The organism is Mesorhizobium sp. M7A.F.Ca.AU.001.01.1.1 (assembly GCF_004022735.1).
GTDB classification, from domain to species: domain Bacteria; phylum Pseudomonadota; class Alphaproteobacteria; order Rhizobiales; family Rhizobiaceae; genus Mesorhizobium; species Mesorhizobium ciceri.
Genome location: NZ_RZPF01000859.1, coordinates 1 through 2,427 on the forward strand (window position 1 = coordinate 1; position 2,427 = coordinate 2,427).

Below are 2,427 nucleotides of genomic sequence, written 5' to 3' on the forward strand. Positions count from 1 at the left end.
GTCGAAAGTTTCAGCGATCTCAAGTACTTGCGGAAACCGCTTCACGCGTGTCGAGATCGTCACCATACGGCCAATTCCGGCGGCTAAAGCGCGGGCGACGATGGCCGCCCGCTCCTCGGCGAAATCTGGAAAATCCAGATGGCAGTGGCTGTCGACGAGCATCAGATGTTCGCGTCCGGCTGTTCGACGTAACGCGGAAACACGCCTTCCGGCACCGGCAACGCAGTGCCGGGCACAAGCGCGTGATCCGCGTGGACATGCACGAAATCGCGGCTCTCCGCCGGCACCGCCAGCAGGTCGAGCAGTTTCGCGGCCGAGCCCGGAGTGAAGGGCTGACACAGCACCGCCACGCGGCGCACGACTTCGGCGGTCGTCCACAGCACCGTTTCCATGCGCGCCGGGTTGGTCTTCTTCAGCGCCCATGGTGCCTCGCCGGCGAAGTAGCGATCGGCTTCCGCCACCACGCCGAAGATAGCTGCCAGCGCCAGATGGATGCCCTGCTCGGCGACCGCCTTGCGCGCGGTGTCGAGCGCGGCGGCGGCCTGATCCAGGATCGCTCTGTCTGCATCCGTCAGCTCGCCGCGCTGCGGCACCACGCCGCCGCAGTTCTTGGCGATCATCGACAGCGAACGCTGCGCCAGGTTGCCGAGACCGTTGGCAAGATCGGCATTGGTGCGGTTGACGATCGCGTCATGGCTGTAGCTGCCATCGTTACCGAACGGCACCTCGCGCAGGAAGAAGTAGCGCACCTGGTCGAGACCGTAGTGCTCGACCATCGCGAATGGATCGACGACGTTGCCAACAGATTTCGACATCTTCTCGCCGCGGTTGAACAGGAAGCCATGCGCGAAGACGCGCTTTGGCAACTCGATGCCCGCCGACATCAGAAATGCCGGCCAATAGACCGCATGGAAGCGGACAATGTCCTTGCCGATGATGTGCGTGGCCGGCCAATAGTGCCATTGCTCGGCCTTTGTGTCGGGATAGCCGGCGGCGGTGATGTAGTTGGTCAAGGCGTCGACCCAGACATACATCACATGCTTGTCGTCGCCTGGCACCGGCACGCCCCATTTGAAGGTCGTGCGCGAGATCGACAGATCCTTCAGCCCCGACTTGACGAAGCTGAGCACCTCGTTGCGGCGCTCGGTCGGACCGACAAAGTCGGGCTGGCTCTCATAAAGCGCCAGCAATTTGTCCTGATAGGCGGAAAGCCGGAAGAAATAGCTTTCTTCCTCGTTCCATTCGACCGGCGACCCAAGCGGTTCGCGGCGCACGCCGTCGTCGCCGAGCGTCGTCTCGCTCTCGTCGAAATAGGCTTCCTGGCGCACCGAATACCAGCCGCTATAGCGGTCGAGATAGATGTCGCCATTGGCGGCCATCGCTTTCCAGATCGCCTGACAGGATTCGTAGTGGCGCGGTTCGGTCGTGCGAATGTATTGGTCATTCGAGCCGCCCATCGCCTCGGTCATTGCGCGGAAAATCGCCGAATTGCGGTCGGCCAGCGCCAGTGGCGTTATACCTTCCTTCTCGGCAGTTTGCTGCATCTTCAGGCCATGCTCGTCGGTGCCGGTCAGGAAGAAGACGTCCTTGCCGTCCAGGCGCTGGAAGCGTGCCAGGGCGTCGGTTGCAATGACCGTATAGGCGTGGCCGATATGCGGCTTGCCGTTCGGATAAAAGATCGGGGTGGTGATGTAGAATTTGTCGCGTGACATGAATGAACCGTCATGAATGTCTGAATGGAAAGGCGTGGCGGTGGATATCGTATCGAGGCAGCATTTGCCATCCCGATCCAGGAAACCCAGTCACATTCGCATTGCAGAATTCAGGCGGTCGATCATGATCAAGGCGTGCTGCTTCTTATCGAGATTGTAAGTATCGGTCTCAGATATAGCGTCCAGCGCCTCATGCCAAGTGTCCGACAGCGTTTTGGCTCGTGCGAGATCGCCAGCCAGTGCTGCCTGGCTTGCCGCGTCCGACAACAGGTCTAGCACCCGGCGGTTGAAGATATCGAACTGGATCGCCTGATCGCGGCCGGCCACGGCTTCGGCGAGGCGGAACGCGCCGCCGACATCGCTCTTTTTCCCGGTGACCAGAGCGTCGAGCGTCGAAGCGATCTCCAACCCGCCATACTGCGTCAAGAGGATCGCGGTGCGGGCGCTGCCCCCTGCCCGCTCGGCCAGTGCCGCGCGCGCCGCCGGATCCTCAGGCGGCGCCGGCTCGGTCGTTTCCAGCACCGTCATCAGGTCGTCGGCGTCGAGCGGGTTCAATCTCACCACCTGACAGCGCGACCGGATCGTCGGCAGCAGGCTGCCCGGCGCGTGGACAATCAGGATGAACAGAGTCCGTGCCGGCGGCTCTTCAAGATTTTTCAGCAAGGCATTGGCGGCATTGGTGTTCATGTCGTCGGCGGGGTCGACGATGACGACC

At 61.9% G+C, this 2,427-nt stretch carries 2 protein-coding genes and 1 pseudogene; all 3 read right to left on the reverse strand.

Translation table 11 applies throughout. From position 1 onward, the window contains the following. Positions 1 to 162 (reverse strand): TatD family hydrolase (locus tag EN884_RS33000; RefSeq protein WP_206617708.1); only part of this gene is annotated, 162 nt, incomplete at its 3' end. After that, complete coding sequence (gene metG / locus EN884_RS33005) at positions 162 to 1,712, reverse strand: methionine--tRNA ligase (protein WP_063168014.1); 1,551 nt, start codon at positions 1,710 to 1,712, stop codon at positions 162 to 164. The genes EN884_RS33000 and metG, both read right to left, overlap by 1 nt. Positions 1,713 to 1,802: 90 nt before the next feature. Then, positions 1,803 to 2,427: pseudogene (locus tag EN884_RS33010) on the reverse strand (DNA polymerase III subunit delta'); the annotation flags it as partial.

Bases quoted from the DNA above. Each gene is read 5' to 3' on its own strand.
- metG (WP_063168014.1), bottom strand. From the start codon at position 1,712: ATGTCACGCGACAAATTCTACATCACCACCCCGATCTTTTATCCGAAC.